The sequence below is a fragment of the Streptomyces sp. NRRL B-24085 genome (assembly GCF_001282115.1).
Lineage (GTDB): Bacteria > Actinomycetota > Actinomycetes > Streptomycetales > Streptomycetaceae > Streptomyces.
In genome coordinates this window covers 1-1,257 of sequence record NZ_LJBR01000634.1, presented here as the reverse complement: position 1 = coordinate 1,257, position 1,257 = coordinate 1, and the positions used below count along the sequence as shown (strand labels likewise).

General features: G+C 71.1%; 2 protein-coding genes and 1 pseudogene. All 3 read right to left on the bottom strand.

What is annotated here, in order from left to right:
- Nucleotides 1-314: pseudogene (locus AOJ26_RS40630) on the bottom strand (DNA cytosine methyltransferase); the annotation flags it as partial.
- Between the two features lie 86 nt (nt 315-400).
- Nucleotides 401-838 (bottom strand): NUDIX domain-containing protein, encoded by a 438-nt coding sequence (locus AOJ26_RS40625; protein ID WP_053853343.1) that lies wholly within the window; start codon nt 836-838, stop codon nt 401-403.
- A gap of 22 nt (nt 839-860) precedes the next feature.
- Nucleotides 861-1,257 (bottom strand): hypothetical protein (locus tag AOJ26_RS40620; RefSeq protein ID WP_053853342.1); only part of this gene is annotated, 397 nt, incomplete at its 5' end.

The following is a 1,257-nucleotide window of genomic DNA, read 5'->3' as shown; positions in this document are numbered from 1 at the left end:
CTTCGAGGGCGGCGCTGGGTGGGGGCGATCAGGTCGGGGTGGGCGTTGTCCTGGATGCGCTGGCAGTCGCTGTCGTGCTGGCACGGCGGCGAGGCATGGATGAAGTCGAACTCCGCACCGTGTTCGAGGACGAACGCGATCGCGTCCGCCTGCACGAACCGGTACGGGTAGCGTGGCTGCGGGTTGATGTCGACGCCGGTCACGTCGAACCCGGCGTCGGCGTAGCCCTTGGCCGCGCCGCCCTGGCAGCAGTACAGGTCCAGCAGGCGCGTTCGGTGGCCGCGCACTCGCCGGATGTCGGTGGGTTGCGTCATCCTGGATGTCTCCAGTTCCTTGATGGTGACTGGCGAGCAAGGGCGACCCCGGTTCTTGGCGGAATGGGGGGTCGCCCTTGGCATAGCTAGAAGGGGGCGTTGTACCGGCCGCGCGCGGCGGCCACGATCTCGCTGTGGTCGAACGCGAGATGGCCGGTGTCGTCGAGGGGCGTCCAGCGGATGGCGACGGCGTCGTCTCCGGCCTGTGCGGTGGTGTCGGCGGGGACGGTCACCAGGTAGGCGGCTGTGACGTACCGGCCGCGCGGGTCGCGGTCGGGGGTGTCGTAGATGCCGATCAGGGTCAGGTCGTCGGCGTCGACCTGAACGCCGGTCTCTTCCAGCAGCTCACGCGCGGCGGCGGCGCGGGAGGTCTCGCCGGCATCGACGTGTCCGCCGGGCAGGGCGAACTGCCCCTTGTGCGGCGGCCACCCCCGCTCGATCAGCAGGACGGAGCCGTCGCGGACGCACACGACGTCGACGGTGAAGCGGATGGTCTCGGGCTCGGTGTGTTCTTCGGTGCTCACAGCGGATTCCTTCCGGGGTTGGTCAGTGCTGGTTGTTGGTCTTGGCCCACACGCCTCGGGTGGTGGTGTGGGTGTGGTGCTGTTCCTGGTGGACCGGTCCGGTGTAGTGGTGGTGGTGCTCGTCGGGCGCGGCTTCGGCGACGCGGCCGAAGAGGCGGGCGAGGGCGAGGACGGGCACGGCGACAGCGGCCGGGGCGGCGCAGATCATGCCGATGACGGTCGGGTCTGCCTGCCGGGAGGCGATCAGGACCCCTATGGCGATGAGGCCGGGCGGGACGGTGGCGAGGCCGGCGGTGAGCATGAGGCGGCCCGCGTCCACGGCTCGCTGGGACATCGGGGGCACACCGGGCTGAGCGACGGGGGGCGTGTCGCCGTGGGCGGGCAGGGGGCTCATGTCGCGGTAGGAGGTGGGCACGGCG